This window comes from Cognatishimia sp. F0-27 (assembly GCF_020667845.1).
Lineage (GTDB): Bacteria > Pseudomonadota > Alphaproteobacteria > Rhodobacterales > Rhodobacteraceae > JAFMPQ01.
Genome location: NZ_JAFMPQ010000011.1, coordinates 30557 through 56987 on the forward strand (window position 1 = coordinate 30557; position 26431 = coordinate 56987).

Annotated in this window: 22 protein-coding genes; 18 read left to right on the forward strand and 4 right to left on the reverse strand. The window is 64.9% G+C overall.

Translation table 11 applies throughout. The features are described from left to right. Nucleotides 1–30 precede the first annotated feature (30 nt). The 7 genes from J1C49_RS07880 (at nucleotide 31) to recN (ending at nucleotide 8991) form a co-directional block, all read left to right on the forward strand. Nucleotides 31–960, forward strand: a complete 930-nt coding sequence (locus tag J1C49_RS07880) for a D-alanine--D-alanine ligase (RefSeq protein WP_227445270.1) — start codon at nucleotides 31–33, stop codon at nucleotides 958–960. Continuing rightward, nucleotides 948–1847, forward strand: coding sequence for a cell division protein FtsQ/DivIB (locus J1C49_RS07885; RefSeq protein WP_227445271.1), 900 nt, complete (start codon nucleotides 948–950; stop codon nucleotides 1845–1847). Before J1C49_RS07880 ends, J1C49_RS07885 begins: the two co-directional genes overlap by 13 nt. Continuing rightward, the gene (ftsA, locus tag J1C49_RS07890; RefSeq protein WP_227445272.1) at nucleotides 1844–3172 is read left to right on the forward strand and encodes a cell division protein FtsA; all 1329 of its coding nucleotides are present in this window, start codon (nucleotides 1844–1846) and stop codon (nucleotides 3170–3172) included. The genes J1C49_RS07885 and ftsA overlap by 4 nt, the downstream gene beginning before the upstream one ends. A 289-nt stretch (nucleotides 3173–3461) precedes the next feature. Further along, complete coding sequence (gene ftsZ / locus J1C49_RS07895) at nucleotides 3462–5141, forward strand: cell division protein FtsZ (RefSeq protein ID WP_227445273.1); 1680 nt, start codon at nucleotides 3462–3464, stop codon at nucleotides 5139–5141. A gap of 245 nt (nucleotides 5142–5386) precedes the next feature. Continuing rightward, complete coding sequence (lpxC, locus tag J1C49_RS07900) at nucleotides 5387–6307, forward strand: UDP-3-O-acyl-N-acetylglucosamine deacetylase (RefSeq protein WP_227445274.1); 921 nt, start codon at nucleotides 5387–5389, stop codon at nucleotides 6305–6307. Nucleotides 6308–6441: 134 nt separating this feature from the next. After that, nucleotides 6442–7296: an outer membrane protein assembly factor BamD gene (locus J1C49_RS07905; protein ID WP_227445275.1), complete on the forward strand. Its 855-nt coding sequence runs from the start codon at nucleotides 6442–6444 to the stop codon at nucleotides 7294–7296. 39 nt (nucleotides 7297–7335) lie between these two features. Further along, the gene (gene recN, locus J1C49_RS07910) at nucleotides 7336–8991 is read left to right on the forward strand and encodes a DNA repair protein RecN (RefSeq protein WP_227445276.1); all 1656 of its coding nucleotides are present in this window, start codon (nucleotides 7336–7338) and stop codon (nucleotides 8989–8991) included. Nucleotides 8992–9249: 258 nt separating this feature from the next. On the opposite strand, the gene J1C49_RS07915 is transcribed toward recN, so the two are convergent. Further along, nucleotides 9250–10623 (reverse strand): FAD-binding oxidoreductase, encoded by a 1374-nt coding sequence (locus J1C49_RS07915; protein ID WP_227445277.1) that lies wholly within the window; start codon nucleotides 10621–10623, stop codon nucleotides 9250–9252. 84 nt (nucleotides 10624–10707) lie between these two features. On the opposite strand from J1C49_RS07915, the gene J1C49_RS07920 reads away from it, so the two are divergent. Continuing rightward, entirely contained in the window at nucleotides 10708–12387 is a 1680-nt protein-coding gene (locus J1C49_RS07920) for a chloride channel protein (RefSeq protein WP_370639386.1), read from the forward strand. 139 nt (nucleotides 12388–12526) lie between these two features. Here J1C49_RS07920 and J1C49_RS07925 read toward each other — a convergent pair whose 3' ends face one another. Together J1C49_RS07925 and J1C49_RS07930 are read right to left on the reverse strand one after the other, a co-directional pair. Further along, a complete protein-coding gene (locus J1C49_RS07925) occupies nucleotides 12527–13927 on the reverse strand; it encodes a short-chain fatty acyl-CoA regulator family protein (protein ID WP_227445278.1) in 1401 nt (466 codons plus the stop codon). Nucleotides 13928–13969: 42 nt separating this feature from the next. Further along, the gene (locus tag J1C49_RS07930) at nucleotides 13970–15196 is read right to left on the reverse strand and encodes a multidrug effflux MFS transporter (RefSeq protein ID WP_227445279.1); all 1227 of its coding nucleotides are present in this window, start codon (nucleotides 15194–15196) and stop codon (nucleotides 13970–13972) included. A gap of 173 nt (nucleotides 15197–15369) precedes the next feature. Here J1C49_RS07930 and J1C49_RS07935 point away from each other — a divergent pair, with 173 nt between their 5' ends. From J1C49_RS07935 to J1C49_RS07970, 8 genes are all read left to right on the forward strand, one after another. Continuing rightward, nucleotides 15370–16902 (forward strand): acyl-CoA carboxylase subunit beta, encoded by a 1533-nt coding sequence (locus J1C49_RS07935; RefSeq protein ID WP_227445280.1) that lies wholly within the window; start codon nucleotides 15370–15372, stop codon nucleotides 16900–16902. 10 nt (nucleotides 16903–16912) lie between these two features. Continuing rightward, complete coding sequence (locus J1C49_RS07940) at nucleotides 16913–17398, forward strand: GFA family protein (protein ID WP_227445281.1); 486 nt, start codon at nucleotides 16913–16915, stop codon at nucleotides 17396–17398. Continuing rightward, nucleotides 17399–17800, forward strand: a complete 402-nt coding sequence (locus J1C49_RS07945) for a cupin domain-containing protein (protein WP_227445282.1) — start codon at nucleotides 17399–17401, stop codon at nucleotides 17798–17800. It begins immediately after the preceding gene. 5 nt (nucleotides 17801–17805) lie between these two features. Beyond that, a complete protein-coding gene (locus J1C49_RS07950) occupies nucleotides 17806–18195 on the forward strand; it encodes a DUF6497 family protein (protein WP_227445345.1) in 390 nt (129 codons plus the stop codon). Between the two features lie 214 nt (nucleotides 18196–18409). Continuing rightward, nucleotides 18410–18553, forward strand: coding sequence for a hypothetical protein (locus J1C49_RS07955; RefSeq protein ID WP_227445283.1), 144 nt, complete (start codon nucleotides 18410–18412; stop codon nucleotides 18551–18553). Nucleotides 18554–18643: 90 nt separating this feature from the next. Then, a complete protein-coding gene (locus tag J1C49_RS07960; protein ID WP_227445284.1) occupies nucleotides 18644–19003 on the forward strand; it encodes a hypothetical protein in 360 nt (119 codons plus the stop codon). Between the two features lie 625 nt (nucleotides 19004–19628). Continuing rightward, nucleotides 19629–19835, forward strand: coding sequence for a hypothetical protein (locus J1C49_RS07965; protein ID WP_227445285.1), 207 nt, complete (start codon nucleotides 19629–19631; stop codon nucleotides 19833–19835). 212 nt (nucleotides 19836–20047) lie between these two features. Beyond that, nucleotides 20048–22048, forward strand: a complete 2001-nt coding sequence (locus J1C49_RS07970; protein WP_227445286.1) for an acetyl/propionyl/methylcrotonyl-CoA carboxylase subunit alpha — start codon at nucleotides 20048–20050, stop codon at nucleotides 22046–22048. Between the two features lie 409 nt (nucleotides 22049–22457). Here J1C49_RS07970 and J1C49_RS07975 read toward each other — a convergent pair whose 3' ends face one another. Beyond that, on the reverse strand, nucleotides 22458–22997 hold the full coding sequence (locus J1C49_RS07975; protein WP_227445287.1) for a DUF4174 domain-containing protein: 540 nt from the start codon (nucleotides 22995–22997) through the stop codon (nucleotides 22458–22460). A 160-nt stretch (nucleotides 22998–23157) separates the two neighbouring features. Here J1C49_RS07975 and J1C49_RS07980 point away from each other — a divergent pair, with 160 nt between their 5' ends. Both J1C49_RS07980 and scpA read left to right on the forward strand, forming a co-directional pair. Beyond that, a complete protein-coding gene (locus tag J1C49_RS07980; RefSeq protein ID WP_227445288.1) occupies nucleotides 23158–24087 on the forward strand; it encodes a hypothetical protein in 930 nt (309 codons plus the stop codon). Further along, nucleotides 24059–26200 carry a methylmalonyl-CoA mutase gene (gene scpA, locus J1C49_RS07985; protein ID WP_227445289.1) on the forward strand — a complete coding sequence of 714 codons (2142 nt, stop codon included), beginning with the start codon at nucleotides 24059–24061 and terminating at the stop codon, nucleotides 26198–26200. Before J1C49_RS07980 ends, scpA begins: the two co-directional genes overlap by 29 nt. Nucleotides 26201–26431 lie beyond the last annotated feature (231 nt).

Consider the following 26431-nt stretch of genomic DNA (forward strand, 5'->3'; position numbering starts at 1 on the left):
GCGATGCAGGCAGATTGAGGCGGATTGGGCATGTCGAGCAGGGCATCCCGAACGGTGGTGGTGATCAAGGGTGGTCCTTCGTCAGAGCGCGAAGTGTCCCTGAGTTCCGGTGCGGAATGCGCCGCCGCGTTGCGGGAAGATGGCTTTCAGGTGATCGAACTGGACGCGGGCGCGGATCTCGCGCAGCGACTGGTCGAGATCGGCGCGGATGTCGTGTTCAACGGGTTGCATGGCCGTTGGGGCGAAGATGGCTGCGTGCAGGGCCTGTTGGAATGGCTGCGGCTGCCTTACACGCATTCCGGCGTGATGGCCTCGGCGCTGGCCATGGACAAGGAGCGCACCAAGGACATCTACCGCGCCGAAGGGTTGCCGGTGGCGGCGAGCCGCCTTGCGACCCGTGCAGAAGTTGCCGCAGGGCACGTGATGGCCCCGCCCTACGTGGTCAAGCCCTATAACGAAGGCTCCTCCGTCGGCGTCTATCTCGTGCATGCGGGCGACGCGCCGCCGATCCTGTCGGACGCGATGCCGGAAACGGTGATGGTCGAAGCCTTTGCGCCCGGTCGCGAACTGACCACCTCGGTGCTGGGCGCAGGCCCGCTTGGGCCGGCCCGCACGCTGGGGGTGACCGACATCCTCACCGACGGCTGGTATGATTACGATGCGAAATACAAGCCGGGCGGCTCGCGCCATGTCTGCCCGGCGCAGATCCCCGAAGAGATTGCCGCGCTGTGCGAGGATTACGCGCTGCGTGCCCATGAGGCGCTTGGTTGCCGGGGCGTGACGCGGACGGATTTCCGCTGGGACGAGGCACGCGGGTCCGACGGGCTGATCCTTCTGGAGACCAACACCCAGCCGGGCATGACGCCCACATCGCTTGTTCCGGAGCAGGCGCAGGCCAAGGGCATCAGCTTTCCTGAGCTGTGCCGCTGGATGGTGGAGGATGCGTCATGCGACAGGTGAGACGGGATCCGGAAATGGCGCGGCTCGATCCGTCCGTGAGCCGTGCGAAATACCGCATCGAGCGGCTGATGCTCACACCGCTCTTTCGCTTTGCAATGCGCGTCGGGGTGCCGTGCGCGCTTGGATTTGGCGCGGTGACATGGTGGGCCTCGGTCGAGGAAAACCGCACCGCGTTCAACCTCATGGTGGCCGATGTCCGGGCGCAGTTCGAAAGCCGGCCCGAGTTTCAGGTCAAGCTGATGGCCATTGACGGGGCGTCGCCCCAGGTCGCCGAAGCGATCCGCGCGACGCTGCCAGTGGGCTTTCCGGTGTCGAGCTTCGATCTGGATCTCGAGACCATGCAACAGGCCGTGATCGAACTCGACCCGGTCCGCAGCGCGGATCTGCGCATCAAGCAGGGCGGTGTGTTGCAGGTCGACGTGACCGAGCGGGTGCCCGCGGTGCTCTGGCGCAGCGACGCGGGCCTGTCTGTGCTCGATGCCGATGGCGTGCGCGCGGCCTGGGCCGGGTCGCGGGCCGAATATGCAACCCTGCCGGTGATTGCCGGGGAGGGGGCGGAGAAGGTTGTCGATGAGGCGCTTGCCTTATACGCAGCGGCGCAGCCGATCATGGACCGGTTGCGCGGCTTTGAGCGTATGGGCGCGCGGCGCTGGGACGTGGTTCTGGACCGCGATCAGCGCATCATGCTGCCCGAAGAGGAGCCGGTGCTGGCGTTTGAGCGGGCCATTGCCATGCAGCAGATCCCGACCATGACCCTGCTGGATCGCGATATCGTTGCGGTGGACCTGCGTTTGCCGCATCGCACCACGTTCCGGATGACCGCAGAAGCGGCGGCGGAATTCAGAAAATTCAAAAAAATTGAGGCTGGCGGAGACCCAAACCCATGATCGAGCTCTATGAGTCGCAGCGGGCGATGCGCAACATGCGCAAGGCAGCAATGCAGCGCGGTGTGATTGCAATTCTGGATGTCGGCAGTTCCAAGATTGCCTGTCTGGTGTTGCGGTTTGACGGGACCGATCCGGCTGAGGATGGGGTGGGCAGCCTTGCGGGGCAGTCCGGGTTCCGGGTCATCGGCGCGGCCACCACACGCTCGCGCGGGGTGCAGTTTGGCGAAATCACCGCGATGGGCGAGACCGAACGCGCGGTGCGCACCGCCGTGCAGGCGGCGCAAAAGATGGCCGGGATCCGGGTCGACCACGTGATTGCCTGTTTCTCCGGCGCGCAGCCCGCGTCCTACGGGCTGGCCGGGCAGGTGGAGATCGCGGGCGTCACGGTGGACGAACAGGATGTGGCGCGCGTGCTGTCGGCCTGCGACGTGCCGGATTTCGGGGCCGGGCGCGAAGTGCTGCACGCGCAGCCGGTGAATTTTGCGCTCGATCACCGCTCCGGGTTGATTGATCCGCGCGGCCAGATCGGCCACGAGCTGAGCTGTGACATGCATATGCTGACGGTGGACGGGCAGGCGATCCAGAACCTCGCCTATGCGGTGCGGCGTTGTGACCTTGAACTCGCGGGGATCGCGTCGTCGTCCTACGTGTCGGGCATCTCCGCGCTGGTGGAGGACGAACAGGAGCTGGGCGCGGCCTGCATCGACATGGGCGGCGGGGCCACGGGGCTTTCGATCTTCATCAAGAAACACATGATCTATGCCGACAGCGTGCGCATGGGCGGCGATCATGTCACGCAGGATATCTCCATGGGGCTTCAGGTTCCGATGGCGACAGCGGAGCGGATCAAGACCTTTTACGGCGGCGTTGTCGCCACAGGCATGGACGACCGCGAGATGATCGAGATCGGCGGCGAGACCGGCGATTGGGAACACGACCGCCGCACGGTGTCGCGCGCGGAACTGATCGGGATCATGCGCCCGCGCGTCGAGGAGATCCTCGAAGAGGTGCGCGCGCGGCTCGACGTGGCGGGGTTCGATCACCTGCCGTCGCGCCAGATCGTGCTGACCGGCGGCGCAAGCCAGATTCCCGGCCTTGACGGGCTGGCCACCAAGATCCTCGGCCAGCAGGTGCGCCTTGGCCGCCCGCTGCGCGTGCATGGCTTGCCGCAGGCCGCGACGGGGCCGGGATTTGCCAGCGCTGTGGGCCTGTGCCTCTTCGCCGCCCACCCGCAGGACGAATGGTGGGATTTCGATCTTCCGGTGGACCGCTACCCCGCGCGCAGCTTCAAGCGCGCGGTGCAGTGGTTCCGCGACAACTGGTGAGCCCGCGCTTCGGCCTTGACGGGCCGGGGCGATGCGGCCTGCGCGAAGGCGTGTGATTCTTCCGGAATGGTGGCGGCCCGCGGGTCGCCCTATGGGTCGTGGCCCAAAAACCCGCGATATGTGCGCCATACCCTGAAATACAGCGTCTATTGGCAAGGTTTCGCCCATATTTTGCGGTAAATTTGTGTTTTTTGGGTGACGATCCACCCATGAGTCTGTAAGAATTGAGACCAATGGGACGAAAAAAGGCCGGATACGCGGCTTGCAACAACACAGGCGGACACACGCGATGACACTCAACCTATCGATGCCCGGACAGGACGACCTCAAGCCTCGTATCACCGTCTTTGGTGTTGGCGGCGCGGGCGGTAACGCGGTCAACAACATGATCGAGAAACAGCTCGACGGCGTGGATTTCGTCGTTGCCAACACCGATGCCCAAGCGCTCCAGCAAAGCCATGCGGAAAGCCGCGTGCAGCTTGGTGTGAAGGTGACCGAAGGGCTTGGCGCCGGGGCGCGGGCCTCTGTCGGCGCCGCCGCTGCCGAAGAGAGCATCGAGCAGATCGTCGACTACCTTGCCGGCGCGCATATGTGCTTCATCACCGCCGGTATGGGCGGCGGCACCGGCACCGGCGCGGCGCCGATCATCGCGCAGGCCGCGCGGGAGCTTGGCGTGCTGACGGTGGGCGTTGTGACCAAGCCGTTCCAGTTTGAAGGCATCAAGCGGATGCGTCAGGCCGAAGACGGCGTGGAAAGCCTGCAAAAGGTGGTCGACACGCTGATCATCATCCCGAACCAGAACCTGTTCCGTCTCGCCAATGAGAAGACGACCTTCACCGAGGCGTTCTCCATGGCGGATGACGTGCTTTACCAGGGCGTCAAAGGCGTGACCGACCTGATGGTGCGCCCCGGCCTGATCAACCTCGATTTTGCCGATGTGCGCGCCGTGATGGACGAGATGGGCAAGGCCATGATGGGCACAGGCGAGGGCGAGGGCGAAGATCGCGCGACCCAAGCCGCCGAGAAGGCGATTGCCAACCCGCTGCTCGATGAAATCAGCCTCAAGGGTGCCAAGGGGGTGCTCATCAATATCACCGGCGGTCACGACCTGACGCTGTTCGAACTCGACGAGGCGGCCAACCGGATCCGCGAAGAGGTGGATCAGGACGCCAACATCATCGTCGGCTCCACGCTGGACGATGGCATGGCGGGCACGATGCGGGTCTCCGTCGTCGCAACCGGCATTGACGCCGCGGTGTCCAACGCCGAAACGCCGCTGCCGCGCCGGTCGCTGCGTGAGCCGCTCCAGCCGACGGTTGCCGCGGCCGAGCCGGAGCCGCAGCCGGAGGCCGTTGTCGCACGGGTCGCCGAGCCGCAGGAGCCGCAATACGAGGAAGAGTACGAAACACGGGCCGCGCCCGTGGCCGCCGCCGCGGAAGAGCCGACGCTTTTCGAGGGAATGAACGCCGCCGAACGCGATGTGCCCGCCGACAGCTTCTATGACCGCGCGCAGCAGGCTCAGGACACGGAGGATCGTCTTCCGGAACCGGCCTATCAGGCGCGCGCCGCCGAATATCAGTCCCGCGGCGACAGCATCGACGCGGATGCGGATCCGGAAGCCTATGTGGCACCGCGCGCCCCGGCGCCGGCGGCAGCCGCGCCTGCCCGCACCAATGCCGAGGCGATTGCACGGATGCGCGCGGCGTCGGCCAAGGCTCGCGAAGCCGAGGCCACCGCAGCCTCCGAACCGCGCCGCCCCGCTGCGCCCGCAGCCCCGGCGAGCCCCGAAAAGGGCCGGTTCACCGTGAACACCCTGCTGGGCAAGATGACGGGGAGCGGCAAAGCCGAAGCCACCGCCGCACGGCGTCAACCACCGGTTCAGGCGCATCAGCCGGCCCCGGTTGAAGACACGGATCCGGAGCAGGACAAGATCGAAATTCCCGCGTTCCTGCGCCGTCAGGCCAACTGAGCGACGCGGAATTCCGCTTCAAATAGCGAGGAAACGGGCCTGTGGATGGTTTCGTTTTATCGAATTAAAGCAGGGGCTTGCCCCTGCTTTTTTATGTTTGGGCGAAGTTCCGCCTGCGGCATCGGCGAGGATGTTTCATCCGGTTACAATCTTTGATTTGAGCCATCGTGCCCGGTCCCTTAGATCCTTTGGCAAGAAGAAAAAGACCCGCATTGCGTTCGCGGGCCCGCCAAGGGGACAGGCCAGTGCAAACGACCATCCGATCCGCGATCACCTTTCTGGGCGAAGGCCTGCATTCCGGCGCGCCAGCGCGGTTGACGATCCGTCCGGCATCCGCCGAGCACGGCATCTGGTTCAAGCGCACCGACATCCACGTGGGCGACACACTTGTCCCGGCCCGCTGGGACGCGGTCGAAAGCTCCCCGCTGTGCACCCGTATCGTGAACCGGGCGGGGGTCTCCGTCTCCACCATCGAACATGTGATGGCCGCTTTGGCCGGGTGCGGCGTGCACAACGCGCTGATCGAAATCGACGGGCCGGAATGCCCGATCCTCGATGGGTCCTCCGCGCCCTTCGTGCGCGGTATCCTGACCCGTGGCACGCGTCGCCTCGTGGCGCCGGTTCGCGCGATCGAGATCCTCAAGCCCGTCACCGTGAAGACCGAGGCGGGCTGGGCGCGGCTGAGCCCGTGGCGTGGCACGGCGATGACCTTCCATATCGAGTTTGATGACGCCGCAATCGGGGTGCAGCACAAGCGGCTGAACCTCGCCAATGGCGCGTTTGTCCGTGAACTCTGCGACAGCCGCACTTTCTGCCGCTCGGCGGATATCGACGCGATGCGCGCGGCGGGAAAGGCTCTTGGCGGCACCTACGAGAACGCGGTTGTGGTCGATGGCGACCGGGTTCTGAGCCCGGGCGGTCTGCGCCATCGGGACGAGGCCGTGCGCCACAAGATGCTGGACGCGTTGGGCGATCTGGCGCTCGCAGGTGCGCCGATCCTCGGTCATTATGAAGGCCACAAGGCCGGCCACGCGATGACAAATGCGCTGTTGCGCGCGCTCTTCGCCCAGCCCGATGCGTTCCGCGTCGTGCTGTGTGACGAGGCCATGGCGGGGCGTTTGCCGGGTGCAGGCGTCGAGAGCCATGAAATTCCGGCTGTCGCCTGAAATCACGGCTCCGGGATCGTCTGCACGCAGGGCGCGCTTTGACGTTTTGCACCGGAATTATCTATGCTAGGACCGTCTGTGACACCGCCGCAGCACTGTGGCGGGAGAGAATGATTGCCAGAGGATTGTCACGCATGGCTGGGGGCTTTTTGCGCACACCCATGATACTCGCAGCAACCGCGGCGTTCGTGCTGGCGGGGTGCAGCGAGTTGCAGCGCCGGGACACCGGCCCGGGCGGCGCTCCGTTGGAGACGTTCACCGCGGAACAGATCTTCGAGCGTGGCGAGTTCGAGCTCAACCGCTCCAACGAAGAGGCCGCGGCGTTTTATTTCGGTGAGGTGGAGCGGCTCTATCCCTACTCGGAACTGGCCAAGCGCGCGCTGATCATGCAGGCCTTTGCCTATCATCAGGACAAGGATTACGAGAACGCGCGCGCCGCCTCGCAGCGTTTTATCGATTTCTATCCCGCCGATGACGACGCGGCCTATGCGCAATATCTCCTGGCGCTGAGCTATTACGACCAGATCGAGCTGGTCGGGCGCGATCAGGGGCTGACCTTCCAGGCGCTGCAATCGCTGCGCACGGTGATCGAGCGCTACCCCGACAGCGAGTATGCCCGGTCCGCGATTCTCAAGTTCGATCTCGCCTTCGACCATCTGGCCGGCAAGGAAATGGAGATCGGCCGCTACTACCTCAAGCGCGATCACTACGGTGCGGCCATCAACCGGTTCCGCGTGGTGGTGGAAGATTTCCAGACCACGACGCACACCGCAGAGGCCCTGCATCGTCTGGTCGAGGGCTATCTGTCGCTGGGCCTGATCGAAGAGGCCCAGACCGCGGGCGCGGTTCTGGGGTATAACTATCAGTCGACCGATTGGTACGAAGACAGCTATGCCCTGCTGACCGGACAGGGGCTGGAGCCGAAAGTCTTCGAAGGCAACTGGCTGGGCGCGGTCTATCGTCAGATGGTTCGCGGCGAGTGGCTCTAGGAAACGACGGGGCTGCTCCCCGTCCTGCGGACACTGTCCATGCTGCGTGCGCTTGAAATTCGCGATATCCTGATCATTGATCACCTCGACCTGGCCTTTCAGCCGGGTCTCAACGTGTTGACCGGCGAAACCGGGGCCGGGAAGTCGATCCTGCTCGACAGCCTGGGGTTTGTGCTGGGGTGGCGCGGGCGCGCCGAGCTGGTGCGTGCGGGGGCGCCTCAGGGAGAGGTCACGGCGGTCTTCGATCTGGGACCGGACCATCCGGCGCGCGCGATCCTCGCGCAGGCGGGGTTGCCCGATGAGGGCCCGGAGCTGATCTTGCGCCGGGTCAACACCTCCGAGGGGCGCAAGACCGGGTGGGTGAATGACCGGCGGGTCTCTGGCGAGGTGTTGCGGCAGCTCTCTGCGACGTTGGTTGAGCTGCATGGGCAACATGACGATCGCGGCTTGCTGGACCCGCGTGGCCACCGCGCGATCCTCGATGCCTATGGCGCGCTGGATGCGGAGCGCGCCGCCTGCCGACAGGCGTGGCGCGCGCGCGTCGAGGCACAGAAGGTGCTGGATCAGGCGCGGCAAGCGCTGGCGGCAATCCGCGAAGAAGAGGATTTCCTGCGCCACGCGGTTGCCGAGCTGACCAAGCTTGCACCGGAACCGGGCGAGGAGGCCGCGCTCGATACCGCGCGCCGCACCATGCAGGCCGCCGAGAAGATCCGCGAGGATATCGCGCAGGCATCCAGCGCCCTGGGGTATGACGGGGCCGAAGGCGCCATGGCCAATGCGCTGCGCTGGCTCGAAGGTGCGGCAGGCCCGGCGGAGGGCCGGTTGGATGCGCCGATTGCCGCGCTGACCCGCGCCTTGGCCGAGCTCGACGACGCGGCGCGCGGGGTGGCGGATTGTCTTGACGACATGCGCTTCAACCCGGCCGATCTCGAAGATGCGGAAGAGCGGCTTTTTGCGATCCGCGGTCTGGCGCGCAAGCATCAGGTCGCCCCTGACGAGTTGCCGGAACTGGCGGAATCGCTGTCGGCGCGGCTTGCGGCGCTCGATGCGGGGGCAGGGCAGATCGACGGCCTCGAACGCGCATTGTCCGAGGCTTCGAGAGCCTATGACACCGCCGCTGCGGCGTTGCGCGCGGCGCGACAGGCGGCGGCGGCCCGGCTCGATGCGGCGGTGGCGGCCGAGCTTGAGCCGCTGAAAATGGGCCGCGCGGTTTTTGCGACACAGGTTGAGCCCGCACCGCCCGGCCCGGAGGGCGGGGATGCGGTGCAATTCACCGTAGCGACGAATCCCGGTGCGCCCTCAGGGCCACTTGACAAGATCGCCTCCGGGGGGGAGCTGAGCCGGTTCCTGCTGGCGCTCAAGGTCTGTCTGACCGGCGAGAAACAAAGCGGCGCCACGCTCATTTTCGACGAGATCGACCGTGGTGTTGGCGGCGCGACCGCTGATGCCGTGGGCCGGCGTTTGCAGGCGCTGGCCAGCGGTGGGCAGGTTCTGGTTGTCACCCATTCGCCGCAGGTCGCCGCGCGCGGCGGCCATCACTGGCGGGTGGAGAAGCGCGTCAGCGATGACGTGACCACATCGACCGTGGTTCCGCTGGACGCGCGCGACCGCGAAGGCGAAATCGCGCGGATGCTGTCTGGCGATACCATCACGCAGGAAGCCCGCGCGGCAGCCCGGGCGTTGCTCACCGGATAGGGCGTTTGCGGCGCGCCGAAGCGCCGAAGTTTCGCGCCGGAGCGGCCCGCGCAGGCCAGGCGCCGGTCCGTGCGAGGGGCGTGGCGCGGGGAGAGTTTCGCGGTTTCGTGCGCGTCCCACGGCCCGCCGATCGACGCCCACCCAAACGCGGCGCGCCCCATCGACATCCGCCTGACCACGACGCGCCTGACACAACCCGCCTGTCCCACCGACGCCCACGCAAACGCGGCGCGCCCGTCCTGCCCACCGCCCTAAGTGTCAGTTTGACGCCACCAGCTTGCCCGGATTGAGCAGATTCTGCGGATCGAGCGCGCGCTTGATCGTGCTCATGACCGCCCATCCATCGCCATGTTCGGCCTGCATGAAGGTCAGCTTGCCCATGCCGACGCCATGCTCACCGGTGCAGGTTCCACCAAGCGCCAAGGCCCGTTCGGTCATCCTGTGGGAGAGCCGCTTCGCTTCTTCCAACTCCCCCGGATCGTTGGGATCGACAAGCAGGATGGCGTGGAAATTGCCGTCGCCCACATGGCCCGCGATCGGGCCGGGAATCGACGATGCCGAAATGTCGCGCTGTGTGGCCTCCACCGCCTCGGGCAGGGCCGAGATCGGCACGCAAATGTCGGTGACCAATGCGCGGGCGCCCGGCCGGGCATTCAGAATGGCGTAATAGGCATTGTGCCGCATGGCCCAGAGCGCGCGGCGGTCTTCCGCGCGACTGGCCATCTCGAGCCCGAGGGCGCCGTGATCCTCTGCGATCTCGGCAAAGCGCTCGGCATCTTCCGCCGCCCCGGCGGTTGATCCATGAAACTCCACCAACAGGTGCGGTGCATCCCGCATCCGAGCGCCGGCATACGCGTTGAAGGCCCGCGCCGTGGCCGCATCGACAAATTCCAGCCGCGCGGCGGGAAGCCCCATCTGGATCGTTTCGGTGACCGCGGCCACGGCCGATCCCATATCCGGGAAGGCGCAGATCCCGGCATGCACCGCCTCCGGCAAGCCGTGCAGCCGCAAGGTCAGCCGCGTCACCAGGCCGAGCGTGCCTTCGGAGCCAACCATGAGACCGGTCAGATCGTAGCCCGCGGCTGATTTGCGCGCGCGGCTTCCGGTTTCGATGATCCGCCCGTCGGCCAGAACGACTTCGAGCCCGATGACATTGTCGCGCATGGTGCCGTAACGCACGGTGGTCGTGCCGGAAGCCCGCGTCATCGCCATGCCCCCGATGCTGGCATTGGCGCCAGGATCGACGGGAAAGAACAGCCCCGTGGCGCGGAGTGTCTCGTTCAGCGCCTCGCGGGTGACGCCCGGCTGCACCGTCACATCCATATCCGCTTGCCGGATATCGAGCACCGCGTTCATACGCGAAAAGTCCACCACCACGCCGCCGCGCACGGCCAGCCCCTGGCCTTCGAGCGAGGTGCCCGCACCCCAGCCGATCACCGGACAGTCATGGGCGGCACAGATCCGCATGATGTGCGCGACCTCCTGCGTATTGTCCGGCCAGACGACCGCGTCGGGCGGTGTGAGCGGAAAATGTGTCTCCGAGCGACCATGCGCCTCAAGAACAGGCTTGGAACGGCTGACCCGTTCGCCTAACAGGGAAGACAGATCCCCGATCGCATCCGCTATGGCCATGATGGTATTCCTTGAATCACCCGGGCCAGCTTATCCAAGCGCGGCTGGACGCGATAGCCCGCGGTATCGGAGGACCCGCCTTTGCTGAGCCTTCTGACCAAGGAAATCCGCAGCGCGGCGTCGCATTGCGCCCGCGGGTGGGACCTGTTGCGCCACAAGGGGCCGGGGCAGATCCAGTTCTGGTTTATCGCGCTCGGGATCGGGATCGCCGCGGGCTTTGCAGCCATCGGCTTCCGCGCGGCGGTCGAAGCGCTGCAGGGCTTCGTCTACGGCTCGCCCAATGCCGCCTCGCTGCACAGCTTCGCGGCCACCTTGCCGTGGTATTGGCTGCTGCTGATCCCCGCCTTCGGCGGCATGGCCGTGGGGATCGTGCTGCACTGGCTGACCGATGACGGACGGGTGCGGTCGGTGGCGGATGTGATCGAGGGGGCTGCGCTCAATGACGGACGGGTGGAAACCAAGGCCGGTCTGGCCTCCGCGCTGAGTTCCTGGATCACCCTGTCCACGGGGGGATCGACGGGCCGGGAAGGCCCGGTGGTGCATATCGCGGCGCTGATTTCCACCTGGGTTGCCAACGCGCTCCGCGTCGATGGGATCACCGGGCGCGATCTTCTGGGCTGCGCCGTGGCGGCGGCGGTCTCGGCGAGTTTCAACGCGCCCATTGCCGGTGCGCTCTTTGCGCTCGAGGTGGTGCTGCGCCACTTCGCACTGCACGCCTTTGCGCCGATCGTGGTGGCAAGTGCTGCGGGGACGGTGATCAACCGGTTGTTCTATGGCGATGTGACGGAATTCCTGCTGCCGGGAACCACGGTGGTCGAATTCTATATCGAGCTCCCTGCCTTCTTCCTGATGGGGCTGGTTTGCGGTCTCGTGGCGGTGATCATGATGCGCACGGTGTTCTGGGCGGATGATCTGGAAACCGATCTGCAAAACAGGCTGGGCTTGCCGCGTTGGCTGCGGCCCTCGGTGGCGGGGTTGCTGCTTGGTGGCATCGCGGTGTTCTACCCGCATATCATGGGGGTGGGCTACGAGACGACCTCGCGGGCGCTGACCGGAGATCTGTTGCTGCACGAAGCGATTGTCTTCACCGTGATCAAGGTGGCGGCTGTCGCCATTACCATGGCGGGCCGGATGGGGGGCGGGATCTTTTCGCCCTCGCTCATGGTCGGCGCCATGACCGGGCTGGCCTTCGGACTGATCGCGACCGGGTTCTTCCCGGACCACTCTGGCGCCTTCACGCTCTATGCCCTGGCGGGTATGGGGGCGGTGGCCGCCGCCGTGCTGGGCGCGCCGATCTCAACCACGCTCATCGTGTTCGAACTGACCGGCGACTGGCAAACCGGCCTAGCGGTGATGATCTCCGTCTCGATGTCGACCGCCGTCGCGTCGCGGCTGGTGGACCGCTCGTTCTTTCTCACCCAGCTGGAACGCCGCAACGTGCATCTGGCCGCCGGCCCGCAAGCCTATCTTCTTGCCATGTTCCGCGTTCAGGGCGTGATGCGCAAACCGCAGGACCCCGGTGCCGCCGATGAGGCCGCGTGCCATGAAATGATCGAACAGGGGCTTTTCCTGCTGGCGACGGCGACCCTCGAAACGGCGCTGCCACGTTTCGAAAGATCCGGCGTTGCCTTCCTGCCGGTGGTCACCATGGAGGAACAGGACGGTGCCCAAGTGCCGATCCTGCAGGGCGCGCTGTTCCACGTGGATGCGCTCAAGGCCTATAACCGCGCGCTCGCCGCCACCGCGGCTGAAGAGCATTCCTGATCCGCTGATCCGCTGCGCCGTTCCGCCGCTCTGCCGTCCCGCCGTTCCGCCGCTCTGCCGTCCCGCTGTTTCTTTGGGCTGCAAATATCCCGGGGTCCGGGGCAGCGCCCCGGTCCGTCATCTGCCCCGCGCCGGCGCGCTACTCGAGCGCGTAGGGCAGGGTCTCCCGCAGCATCGGGTCAATCGCCAGCCGCTTTTCCAGCGGGGGGACGGAGCGCTGATGGCACTGCGTCCGCTCGCAGATCCGGCAGGAGATCCCGATCGGTTCGAAGGCGGCGGGCCGGGTAAAGTCCATGTCATCGGCATAGACCAGCCCCGCCGCGTGGCGGACCTCGCAGCCCAGGGCAATGGCGTAGCGCCGCCGCGGCGCGCCGAAATGGCCGCCGGTCTTGGAGACGTCGCGCGCAAGGCTGATATAGCGCACCCCGTCGGGGGTTTCGGCCAGCTGCCGCAGGAACTGCCCCGGCAATTCAAACGCGGCATGCACGTTCCACAGCGGGCACGCCCCGCCGAACCGGGCAAATTGCAACCGCGTGGCGGAATGCCGCTTGGTGATCGTTCCGGCCTGGTCCACGCGCACAAAGAAGAACGGCACACCCTTGGCGCCGGGCCGTTGCAGGGTGGACAAGCGATGCGCCACCTGCTCGATCGAGGCCCCGAACCGGGTGGCGAGCAACTCGAGGTCGTGCCGCGTGTCCTGCGCCGCCTCAAGAAACGCGCGGTAGGGCATCTTGGTGGCACCCGCAAAATAGTTGGCAAGGCCGAGTTTCGCAATGCTGCGGGCCTGATCGGATTGGAACCGCGCCAGATCCAGCGTGGCATCGAGAAGCTGCGCCTGCCGCAGCAGCGCGGTCTGCACCAGCAACTGGAAGGTCTGGGTTTCGGGGCGCGCAAGCGATGACAGCGTCAGCTCCTTGCGGTCAGGATCAAAGCGCCGCAACGGTGCTTCGCGGGAGCGGCGCACGGTGATGCCCAGCCGCGCCAGACGCTCGGTCAGGGCCTGTGCCAGCGGGCCTTCCTTGGCGAGCCCTTCGGCGAAATGCTCTGCCGCGCGGTCCACCGCGTCGATGTAATTGTCGCAATAATGGAAGAAGTCGCGCACTTCTTCCCAGGGAGAGGGTTGAAGCTGCGCGCCCTCGCGCCCCAGCGCCTCGTCCAGCGAGGCAAGCCGTTCGTGGGTTTGCCGATAGGCGCGGTGCAGTTCCAGAAAGGCCCGCGCCAGCGCCGGGGCGTTGGAGGCGGTCAGACGCAGATCGGCCAGCGGCGGTGCGCCATCGGCAAAGACGGGGTCGGCCATGGCCTCGCGCATATCCGTGACAAGCCGTTCCGCATCGCCCTGTCCAAGCTCGGTCACGTCAAAGCCGAACTCCTGCGCCAGCGCCAGCACCACCGTCGTCGAGACCGGACGGTTGTTGTTTTCCATCTGGTTGAGATAGGGCAGGGAAATGCCGAGCTTGGCGGCAAAATCCTTTTGCGTCAGCCCGAGCCGCGTCCGCAATTCGCGCAGTTTCGCCCCGGCATAGAGTTTCTGGCCCGCCATTTTGCACCTTTGCATGTTCCCATGCGCAGGTTTGCAGTGTGATCAGGCTAGGTCCAGCTTTTTCAACTGCGCCTCACGCCAGATGACGAAGCGGATGGCGCAGACAGCACAGACCGATGTGGCAAACATCAGCACGATCAGCGGCTCCGCCCCGGTGCCCGGACCAAGCAGCGCCCCGGCCAATGCCGAGAGCGCGGCCCCGCCGCCGATCATGATCGCGCCGCCCAGCCCGGAGGCCGTTCCCGCAAGGTGCGGGCGCACGGAGAGCATCCCGGCCGTGGCGTTGGGAATGGTCAGCCCGTTGCCCACACCCACCGTGGTCATCATGCCGAAGAACCACAAGACGGACCCGTGACCGCTCAGGAACACCGCAAGCAAGGCGCTCATGCCCAACGCCACGATGCTCGATCCCCAGAGCACCATGCGGTTCACGCCAAACCGGGCAGAGAACTTGCCCGAAAACCAGTTGCCGCAGAAATAGCCGATCGCAGGCGCCCCGAAATAGATGCCAAGCTCGGAGGCATCGAGGCCAAAGACTTCCGAGCCCACAAAGGGCGCGCCTCCGAGATAGGAGAAGAACGCGCCGGAGGCGAATCCCGAGGCCAGCGCATAGCCCCAGAACCGCGGTGCGGTCAGCAGCTCGGGATATTCGCGGAACTGCTGGGTCAGCGACAGGCCCGAGGGCGTCGCGGTTTCGCCCAGATCGCGCCAGCACAACGCAAAGAGCGCCACGCCCAGACCCATCAGCAGCCAGAAATTCGCGTGCCAGCTATAGGCCTCTTCGAGCAGCCCCCCGATTGCCGGCCCGATCATCGGCACAACGGCCATGCCCATGGTGACATAACCGATCATCGAGGCGGCCTGGTCCTGTGGAACCATGTCGCGCACGATGGCGCGGCTCAGGACCATGGCCACCACGATCACCGCCTGCGCCATGCGAAAGGCCAGAAATACCCAGATGTTGTCGGTCATCAGGCACCCGAGGGTCGCCAGGATGAACAACGCGATTCCCCAAAGGACGACGGGGCGGCGCCCAAGTTTGTCGGAAAGGGGCCCGACCACCAGTTGCAGCACGGCGTTCACCGCCAGGAACACTGCGACAGAAAGCTGCACGATACGGTATTCGGTGTCGAAATAGGCCGTCATCGACGGCAGGCTGGGCAGGAAGATGTTCATCACCAGCGCAGACAGCCCCGCCATGACGACAAGCGTGAACAGGTGCGGGGCTGTGGATCGGTCGAGAAAACGGACGTTTGGCATGTCGGACATATGTTCGGATTACGCCGCAAGCCAAGGCATGTCCAATGCGCTGACACAGAATCGTATCAACTTTGCTATTTTTCATTTTTCACCGGAGTATATATTCAGAGTTTGCAAATTTGCCAATCTTTCCTTGTTCGCACCTGCAGCGACAGTATTGTGCGCTACAAACGGAGGACGGCATGAAAGATATTCTCGAAGAGCTGCAGAACCGTCGCGACAACGCGCGGCTGGGTGGTGGGCAAAAGCGGATCGACGCGCAGCACGCCAAGGGCAAGCTGACCGCGCGGGAGCGGATCGACCTGCTTCTCGATGAAGGCAGCTTCGAGGAATACGACACGTTCGTTGCGCATCGCTGCACCGATTTCGGCATGGAAGACAACCGCCCCTATGGCGACGGCGTGGTGACCGGCTGGGGCACCATCAACGGTCGGATGGTCTATGTCTTCAGCCAGGATTTCACCGTGCTCGGCGGATCGGTCTCGGCCACCCATGCCGCCAAGATCTGCAAGATCATGGACATGGCCGTGCAGAACGGCGCACCGGTGATTGGCATCAACGATTCCGGCGGCGCGCGGATCCAGGAAGGCGTCGACAGTCTCGCGGGCTATGGCGACGTGTTCATGCGCAACATTCAGGCATCCGGCGTGGTCCCGCAGATCAGCCTGATCATGGGGCCCTGCGCCGGTGGGGCGGTCTATTCGCCAGCCATGACCGACTTCATCTTCATGGTGAAGGACAGCTCCTACATGTTCGTGACCGGCCCGGACGTGGTCAAGACCGTCACCAACGAGCATGTCACCGCCGAAGAGCTTGGCGGTGCCACGACCCACACGCGGAAATCCTCCGTGGCCGATGGGGCTTTCGAAAATGACGTCGAGGCGCTGGCCGAAGTGCGCCGGCTGGTGGACTTCCTGCCGCTGAACAACCGGGAAAAGCCGCCTGTGCGGCCGTTCTTCGATGACGTGGACCGGATCGAAGCCTCGCTCGACACGCTAGTGCCGGAAAACCCGAACACGCCCTATGACATGAAAGAGCTGATCACCAAGCTCGCGGATGAGGGCGACTTCTACGAGATCCAGGAAGAATTCGCCAAGAACATCCTGACCGGCTTCGTGCGGCTCGAAGGCCAGACCGTCGGCGTGGTGGCAAACCAGCCGCTGGTGCTGGCCGGGTGCCTCGACATCGACGCGTCGCGCAAGGCGGCCCGTTTCGTCCGCTTCTGCGATGCGTTCGAGATCCCGCTTCTGACCCTTGTGGACGTGCCCGGCTTCATGCCCGGCACCACGCAGGAATATGGGGGCGTGATCAAGCACGGCGCAAAGCTTCTGTATGCCTATGGCGAGGCGACCGTTCCCAAGGTCACGGTGATCACGCGCAAGGCCTATGGTGGCGCCTATGACGTGATGGCGTCGAAGCATTTGCAGGCGGATGTCAATTATGCCTGGCCCACATCGGAGATTGCCGTGATGGGCGCGAAAGGCGCGGTCGAGATCCTTTACCGCTCCGAGCTTGGTGACACGGACAAGATCGCCGCGCGCACAGCGGAATATGAAGACCGCTTTGCCAACCCGTTCGTGGCCGCAGAGCGCGGTTTCATCGACGAGGTGATCCAGCCCCGCTCGACCCGCAAACGCGTCGCGCGGGCCTTTGCGGCGCTGCGCAACAAGACGGTGCAAACACCGTGGAAGAAGCACAACAACATCCCATTGTGAGGGCCGGGCCATGAGCGAGGTTCACGAGGGGGGGTGTTTGTGCGGCGCGCTGCGCTACGCGGTCTCGACCGCGCCAAAACGCACATCCTTCTGCACCTGCCGCTTCTGTCAGAAGCTGACAGGCACGCCGATGAACGCGCTTGTGGCCTTTGACGAGGCCGGTTTTACGCTCACGAGCGGTGAGACGCACAGCTATACGCATGTCTCCGAAGGCAGCGGCAAGGCGCTGCACATGCAGTCCTGCCCGGTTTGCGCCACGACTGTCTATGTCACGCTTGAGCGCTTTCCCGGCATGGTGGGCGTTATGCTCGGCACGTTCGACGATCCCGACTGGTTCGAGCGCACGCCAGAAACCGCCCGCTACATCTTCACCGGCTCCGCCATGGCGGGAACGGTCGCGCAGGCGCATTTCCCGGTCTACGCCGAGCATGTGGCCGATGCGGATGGCACGCCGCAGGTGCCAGAGATCCACGATGCGCCCTGGAGAGTGAAGTAGATGACCCAGCTTTGGAAAAACCAGGCCTTCACCATCGCCCATGCGGATGATGGCAAGTTCGAAGGACAGGGGCTGCGCCCGTTCTTTGAATACCGCCAGCTTGGCATCGCGGAGGCAACGCAAGGCCGATACGGCGCACATGTGATCCGGGCCGTGCCGGGAATGGAAAGCCCGGGCGCTTGGCACAGCCACGCGCTCGATTTCCAGATGGTCTATGTGACAAAGGGCTGGGTGGTCTTCGAGTATGAAGGGCAGGGGGAGCACCTCTTGCGCGAAGGCTCCTGCGTGCTCCAGCCGCCGGGCATCAAGCACCGCGAATGCCGCCATTCCGACGATATGGAGCTGATCGAGATCATCAGCCCGGCGGAATTTGCGACACAGGACGAGGATGCGCCGCTTTGACTGTTATGCGCTGTCTTGGACTGGGGGCCGCGTTTGCGGTCTTGGCGGGCGCTGCCGGCGCGGACGACCGCTTTGCCGTGCCGTCGGGGGTGATGTTGGCGTTCCACGACATCGTGTCCGCGCCCGATGACGGGCTTGCGACGGTGCGGTTTCGCTTTCTCGCGCCCGACATTGCAGGCATCGATCCTGACCCGGAGGTGATCGTGGCCGATATGGAATACCTCTGCGCCAAATTCGCCAAGAGCTTTGTCACCGATGCGGGCGGCCCGCCGCAGGAGGTGGTGATCACCCTGATGTCGGAGCCAACGGAATTTGGCGTCGCAAACCCCGGCGTGACGCAGTTTTTCGAGCGTTTTCGCCTTGAGGATAACGTCTGCATCTGGGAGGCGTTTTGATGGACATACAATATCTTGCGAAGCACAGTGCATGTGGACAACTTTCTGAGGCTTTCGAGTCACAGACACGCGTTGCGGGTGACGCGGCGTATCTTTTCCACAGCCCAAGCGGTATCTTGTCGGTGGATTGCACCCAAGCAGTCTGTACCTCGAAGTCGGGAGCGGCGGCGCCTAGCGGCGTTGACGGACCCGGCGTCACTGACAGGAGTAAGAGATGTCCAAGAGCATCAAGCTTCTTGCCGTCCTCGGCCTTGCTGCAGGCGTTGCCGCCTGTGCCAAGCCTGCGGAAGAAGAGTTCGTCGTGGTCGACCCTGAGCCGATCACGTATGAGCCCGTCTACACCGGCAAGTACAAGTAATCGACTACCGGGGCGGGCCGTTGCGCCCGTCCCCTTTTCTCCTGTTTCGATTGCCGCAGCCGTGTCCTTCTGTGACGGGGGACTGGTGGCATGATCAAGCATCGCGGTTTTCCGGGGCGTTTGCCCGGCACTGATTTTCAATTCACCATCCGTCGCGCCAATCCCAAGGGCGCCACCCCGCTGACGCGGCGCGAGCGGTTTCGCGACCGGCGCGCGCCCGACAAACGTGCCGATGCGGCGTTCATGGCTGCGCTGTGGGCGCAGTTCGGCACCGAGCCTTTCGAGCGCGGCAATCTGGATGCAGGGCGGCTGTCCTGGCTTTTTGGCCGCGAGGTGCTGCCCTATGACGATCCGTTTGACCCCGAGGATTACGCGGCGCGTCTGATCATTGACGAGGCTGCCGCCCGTGCCGCGTTTCCCGAGGCGTTCGAGGGGGAGGGATGGGCATGAAATCGCCGAGCGGCACCCGGAATGCGCAACCCATCGCCGAAACAAGATGCAACGGCACGTTGTGCTTGGCGCGGGGATCACTTTGCGCGACGGTTGTTTCGGAAGCAGCACGGACCCATTGCGGGCAGACCGGATTGCTCCGTGACCCTAAGTCCCTCAGGTGGCCCGGCGCGTCCCCAAGCCGGCCACCTGTTTTTTCCGTTTGTCGTGATTTATCTGTTGATTGGCAAGGGTTTGCCGATATGCTTGCCACAGCGTCGAAAGGCTGGACCGACGCTGCAAAACCCGTCACATACTGGCCTGCATCCTGCAGCGAAATCGAGGACCGCGTCTCATGTCTGATCTTCGTCCCGGGCTTGTGCTTTTCTGTCTATGCGTGTGCGCATCCTGCACCGCTATGCCAGAAGCAGCGAGCCGTGCCGCACAGGTCTCCCCGACCGAAACGGCGGACGGCATGGGGGAATGCGCGCGCTTCCCGTCGCGCTGCTGACAGGGATGCCGCGTCGCGTGCGGGGGCTCCCCGCCACACGACGCTGACATCGGCAGGAACCCGCAGGCAAGCGCGGGCGTTCCTGCCCTATCGGTCATGGCACGAGGCTATGGCCTGTGATTGGGAGAGTTCATCATGCGTATCAAACCGGTTTTGCTCAGCTGCGTTGCGGCCCTTGGCCTTGCGGCCTGTTCGGGCACGGATCTCGAACGGGGTATCATCGGCGCCGCGGGCGGGGCGTTCATCGCGGACCGCACCGGCGGCGACCCGGTTGTGGGCGCGGCCATTGGCGGCACCGCTGGCGTCGTGTGCGACGACGTCACGCCGCAGGTCTGTAACTGAGCCGACCGCTGACCAGATAGCGCGCCAATCCGCGTCTTTCATGCGGATTGCGACATTTGCCCGGACGCACATGACCCATGTGCGGCGGGACGAGAATTGCGAAAGCCGGTCCGACAGCCTGTCGGGTCGGCTTTTTTCGTGCCTGCCGTCCGCCGTGCTGGCGGACCAAAGAACGCCCGCCAAACGGGCCACCGTCAATTGAAGGGACAGACATGTTCGACAAGATCCTGATCGCCAACCGTGGCGAGATCGCCTGCCGCGTCATCAAGACCGCCCGCCGGATGGGTATCAAGACCGTGGCGATCTATTCCGATGCCGACCGCAACGCGCTGCATGTCGAAATGGCGGACGAGGCCGTGCATATCGGTCCGCCGCCGGCGAACCAGTCCTATATCGTGATCGACAAGGTGATGGACGCAATCCGCCAGACCGGTGCGCAAGCGGTGCATCCGGGCTATGGATTCTTGTCGGAAAACCCGAAATTCGCCGAGGCCCTTGAAGCCGAAGGCGTGGCCTTCGTGGGCCCGCCGGTCAAGGCCATCGAGGCGATGGGCGACAAGATCACCTCGAAGAAGATTGCGCAGGAGGCCAATGTCTCGACCGTGCCCGGATATATGGGGCTGATCGAGGATGCCGATGAGGCTGTGAAGATCTCCAACGAGATTGGCTATCCGGTGATGATCAAGGCCTCTGCCGGGGGCGGCGGCAAGGGGATGCGCATCGCGTGGACCGATGAGGAGGCGCGCGAAGGCTTCCAGTCGTCCAAGAACGAGGCGGCGTCCAGCTTTGGCGATGACCGGATCTTCATCGAGAAATTCGTCACGCAACCGCGCCATATCGAGATTCAGGTGCTTGCCGACACCCATGGCAACGCGGTCTATCTGCACGAGCGCGAGTGCTCCATCCAACGCCGCAACCAGAAGGTTGTCGAAGAGGCGCCATCGCCGTTCCTCGACCCGGAGACCCGCAAGAAGATGGGCGAAGAGGCTGTGGCTCTGGCGAAAGCCGTGGGATATGCCAGCGCGGGCACGGTGGAATTCATCGTCGACGGGGACAAGAACTTCTACTTCCTCGAGATGAACACCCGCCTCCAGGTGGAGCACCCGGTGACCGAACTGATCACCGGTGTCGATCTGGTTGAACAGATGATCAATGTCGCCGCCGGCGGCACGCTGCCGATGAAGCAGGAAGATCTGAAGATCAACGGGTGGGCGATCGAAAACCGGCTTTATGCCGAAGATCCCTATCGCGGGTTCCTGCCGTCCATCGGGCGGCTCACGCGGTATCGTCCACCGGCGGAAGGCCCCTTGGGGGATGGGATCGTGCGCAATGACACCGGCGTGTTCGAGGGCGGCGAGATCTCAATGTATTACGACCCGATGATCGCCAAGCTCTGCACCTGGGGGCCTGATCGTCCGACCGCCATCGAGACCATGCGCAACGCGCTGGACAGTTTCGAGGTCGAGGGAATCGGCCACAACCTGCCCTTCGTGGCGGCGGTGATGGACCATCCGAAATTTGTCTCGGGCGACATGACGACGGCCTTTATTGCCGAGGAATATCCGGATGGCTTTGACGGGGTCACGCTTGGCGAGACCGACCTGCGGCGCGTTGCGGCGGCTGCGGCGGCGATGAACCGGGTGGCGGAGATCCGGCGCGCGCGGATCTCTGGCACGCTGGACAATCACGAGCGCCACGTGGGCGAGGATTGGGTCGTGACCGCGCAAGGCGCGCGCATGGCGGTGAGCATTGCCGCCGATCACGACGGCTCCACCGTGACCTTCGAGGATGGCGGCGCGCTCAGGGTCGAGGGCGCCTGGACGCCGGGCGACAGCCTGGCGTGGATGACCGTCGACGGCAAACCGCTTGTGCTGAAGGTTGAAAAGATCACGCATGGCTATCGGTTGCGCACCCGCGGGGCGGATATGAAGGTGCATGTGCGCACGCCGCGTCAGGCGGAGCTGGCCGCGCTCATGCCCGAGAAGCTGCCGCCGGATACATCCAAGATGCTGCTTTGTCCGATGCCCGGCCTCGTCGTGAAAATCGACGTGGAAGAAGGGCAGGAAGTGCAGGAGGGGCAAGCGCTCTGCACCGTTGAGGCGATGAAGATGGAGAACATCCTTCGCGCCGAGCGCAAGGGGGTGGTCTCTGCGATCAAGGCGACCGCCGGAGACAGCCTCGCGGTGGACGACGTGATCATGGAGTTCGAATAACCGTCATGGGTGGCGCGATCCCGTCCGATCCCGGCGCAAGCGGCGCGGTTCCCCAAGGGACCGTGTCCTGTGCTGTGGCGTCGCACGGGACGTGCGCCACTGTGTTGCACGGGACGTGCGCCACTGTGTTGGACGGGACGTGCGCCACTGTGTTGGACGGGACGTGCGCCACTGTGTTGGACGGGACGTGCGCGCCTGCGCTGCACGGGAAGTGCTCTGTCATCACCGACACCCCTTATGCGCGGCCGATAACCAAGGTCTCCACTGTGCCGTATCGAGGCATCGTTATCGTGGCAGATGCCCGGCGCGCCGGGCCGCCCCCCTGCGGACCACGCCCCGCGCGTGCCAAGCGGCGCGGGGCGGCACCGGTTCCCCGGCCCTTGCGTGCCGGTGGCCCCTCAGCCCCGCGTCACGGCCGGGCGGTATCGCGTCTGTCGCGGATCTCCTGGATCCGCAGCGGCAGCTTGTCGATGGAGCGCGAGATTTCCCGCACATCCCATGGGGCGGGTTTACGCGTCACGATTGTGCCGTCCTTGGCGATGACCACCAACATGAACCCGCGCGCGCGCAGCTTCGTGCGCACCGATGACCGCGCAGCCGGGTCGGTGTCTGTGATGACCACCACGTCGCGAAGGTCGAGCGCATCGAGCCGGTCCAGGATCAGTTGCATCTGCTCGACATATCGTGGATCGGCCGGGCTATCGGCAAAGACGACCACCGGACGCTTGATCCAGAGCCAGTCATCGAGCGAGGTTTCGGTGGCAACAAGAATGCGCGGCGCGGTCTCTGCGGCCGCCTCGGCCTCTGTTTGTGCAGTCTGCTCAGGATTTTCCGGCGCGGTGTCCGCAATGGCAGCGGTCTCCGCAACGCGAGCGGTGTCATCGGCGCCTTGCGCGGTGCCGGTTGTCGCTACGCCGACCAGCAGCGCGCAATATGTGAGTTGTTTCAAACCTGTCATACTTTTGGATATAAGTCCGCGCAGGCGCTCTGCACAGGCTTTGCACCCTCAAGGCGGTGAAATTTTTGACTTTAACGTCATGCTCACGATCCTGCGTCACAACCTTGGGTGCGGCGCAGGGCCGCGACGCAACAGGGGGCTGACGGCTGCGATGGATGTGATTTTGCATGGCGGGGCGCACCGCACGGCGTGTGGGTCGTTTCAGACCTTTCTCGATGCGCATGAAACCACGCTTCGCGAACAGGGTATCGGGTATTGGGGACCTGCGCGGACCCGTCCGGCCTTGCTGCGTGACCTGTGCGGCACGCCACGCAACCGGGCCGCGTGGGACCGGGCCGTCGGGCGTTTGAGGATGAACCTCGCGGCGGCGGAACGCCGGGGGGTCAGACAGCTCCTGGTATCCGATCCCCGGATGATCGGCACAGCCCGCGGAGCGTTGCGGGCGCGATCGCTCTATCCCGATATTGGCGAGCGCATGGCCCGGATCCATGCCGCTTTTGGCGAGGTTCGGCGGGTTGTCCTGCAAATCCGTGCGCCGGACACCTGGTGGTCCTCGGCCATGGCCATGCTGGTGGCGCGCGGGCTGCGGTTGCCGTCGGTCGAGACCTGTGACGCGATTGCGTGCAGCAACCGAAGCTGGCGCGACGTGATCACCGATCTGTCCTGTGCCTGCCCCGGAAGTGAGATTGTCGTGACCTTGTTCGAAGAGCGCAGCGATGCGCCCGCGGATCTGCTGGGCGCCATCACCGGGGCGACGGGCGTGCCGAAGACCGAGCCACGGGCCTTCCGCGTCAACCGCAGCCCGCAGAAACCCGCGTTGCGCCGCATCCTTGCGGAGCGCGGCGTCGACACCGCGCGGGTGGCGCATGGCGAGGGGCGCTGGCTTCCGTTCAGCGCCGCCCAGGGCGCGCGCCTCAGGGAGCTTTACGCCGACGATCTGTTCTGGCTTCGCGCCGGGGCGGATGGGCTGGCGATATTCACACCGATACCGGAACCAAACAGACCGGTGATCACACCGGCACCGGTTCTGCAAGAGAGAGGAAGAACCCACCATGACGGATCTGCCCGACGATTGGCGTAAGCTGGCCGAAAAGGAATTGCGGGGTCGCCCGCTCGAGGATCTCACCTGGGACACGCTTGAAGGCATCCCGGTGAAGCCGCTCTACACGGCTGCCGATATCGAAGGCCTGCCGCATATGGGGGGCACACCCGGCGCGGAGCCCTTCACCCGAGGCGTGAAGGCGACCATGTATGCCGGCCGGCCCTGGACGATCCGGCAATATGCCGGGTTCTCCACCGCCGAGGAATCGAATGCGTTTTACCGCAAGGCGCTGGCCGCCGGGCAACAAGGGGTGTCCGTGGCGTTCGATCTTGCGACCCATCGCGGGTATGACAGCGATCATCCGCGCGTTGTGGGCGATGTCGGCAAGGCCGGTGTGGCGATCGACAGCGTGGAGGACATGAAGATCCTGTTCGACCAGATCCCGCTCGATCAGGTGTCCGTCTCGATGACGATGAACGGCGCGGTGATCCCGATCCTTGCCAGTTTCATCGTCACCGGCGAAGAACAGGGCCATGATCGCGCGCTGCTGTCCGGCACGATCCAGAACGACATTCTCAAGGAGTTCATGGTCCGCAACACCTATGTCTATCCGCCCGAGCCCAGCATGCGGATCATCGCGGATATCATCGAATACACCTCCGCCGAGATGCCGAAATTCAATTCCATTTCGATTTCCGGCTATCACATGCAGGAGGCGGGCGCGAACCTTGTGCAGGAACTGGCCTACACGCTCGCGGACGGCAAGGAATACGTCAAGACCGCCATGGCGCGCGGCATGGACGTGGACAAGTTTGCAGGCCGCCTGTCGTTCTTCTTTGCGATTGGCAAGAATTTCTTCATGGAAGTGGCGAAGCTGCGCGCGGCGCGGATGCTGTGGCACCGGATCATGACCGAGCTTGGCGCACAGAACCCGCGCTCCAAGATGCTGCGGACCCATTGCCAGACCTCGGGCGTGAGCCTTGCGGAACAGGATCCCTACAACAACGTGGTGCGCACCGCCTATGAGGCGATGTCGGCGGTGCTTGGTGGCACGCAGAGCCTGCACACGAATGCGCTCGACGAGGCCATCGCGTTGCCGACGGAGTTCTCCGCGCGCATTGCCCGCAACACCCAGTTGATCTTGCAGGAAGAGACCGGCGTGACCAAGGTCGTCGATCCGTTGGCCGGGTCTTACTATGTCGAGAAGCTGACCCATGACCTCGCCGAGGCGGCCTGGGCGCTGATCGAGGAGGTCGACGAGATGGGCGGCATGACCAAGGCCGTCGCGTCGGGCATGCCGAAGCTGCGCATCGAGGAGACCGCGGCGCGCCGTCAGGCGGAGATCGACCGGGGCGATGACGTGATCGTCGGGGTCAACAAGTATCGGCTCGCGAAGGAAGACGCGCTGGACATCCTCGATATCGACAACGCCAAGGTCCGCGACGGGCAGATCGCGCGGCTTGAAAAGATCCGCGCGGAGCGGGACGCGGCAGCCTGTGACGCAGCCTTGGCCGAACTCAGCCGCCGCGCGGAAGAGGGGGGCAACTTGCTCGAGGCGGCAGTGGAGGCGGCCCGACATCGTGCCAGCGTGGGAGAGATCAGCATGGCGATGGAAAAGGTGTTTGGGCGGCATCGTGCCGAGGTGAAGACGCTCGCAGGGGTGTATGGCGCAGCCTACGAGGGCGACGAAGGCTTTGCCGCGATCCAGAAATCGGTTGAGGCCTTTGCCGAGGACGAAGGGCGCCGCCCGCGGATGCTGGTGGTCAAGATGGGGCAGGACGGGCATGACCGTGGCGCCAAGGTCATCGCGACCGCGTTTGCCGATATCGGGTTTGACGTGGATGTGGGACCGCTGTTCCAGACCCCGGATGAGGCCGCGCAGGACGCCATCGACAATGACGTGCATGTGATCGGGATCTCGTCGCAGGCGGCGGGTCACAAGACGTTGGCGCCGCAGCTTGTCGACGCGCTCAAGGCGCAGGGCGCGGGGGATATCCTCGTGATCTGCGGCGGGGTTATTCCCCAGCAGGATTACGACTTTCTCTACAAGGCGGGTGTGAAAGCGATCTTCGGGCCGGGAACAAACATCCCCGAGGCGGCACAGGATATTCTGCGCCTGATCCGCGAAGCACGCAGCGACCACGCCGCCTGAGCGAGGTTTTGTCGGGGTCCGGGGCGGAAAGCCGCGTCGGACCCTGATGGCGCGCAACACCGGATTTGCCCGCAATCGGCGTGGCGGTGTGCGTGCCGCCCGGCGCGACCGTTGAGGACGCGCGGTGGTCCGAGCAACCATGGCGTCGATGGGGGCGCGAAGATCGGGGGCGCGCGTTCCGTAGGTGCGGCTGGTTCACCGAACCGGCAGGCTTGAGGCTCTGGCCCAGAG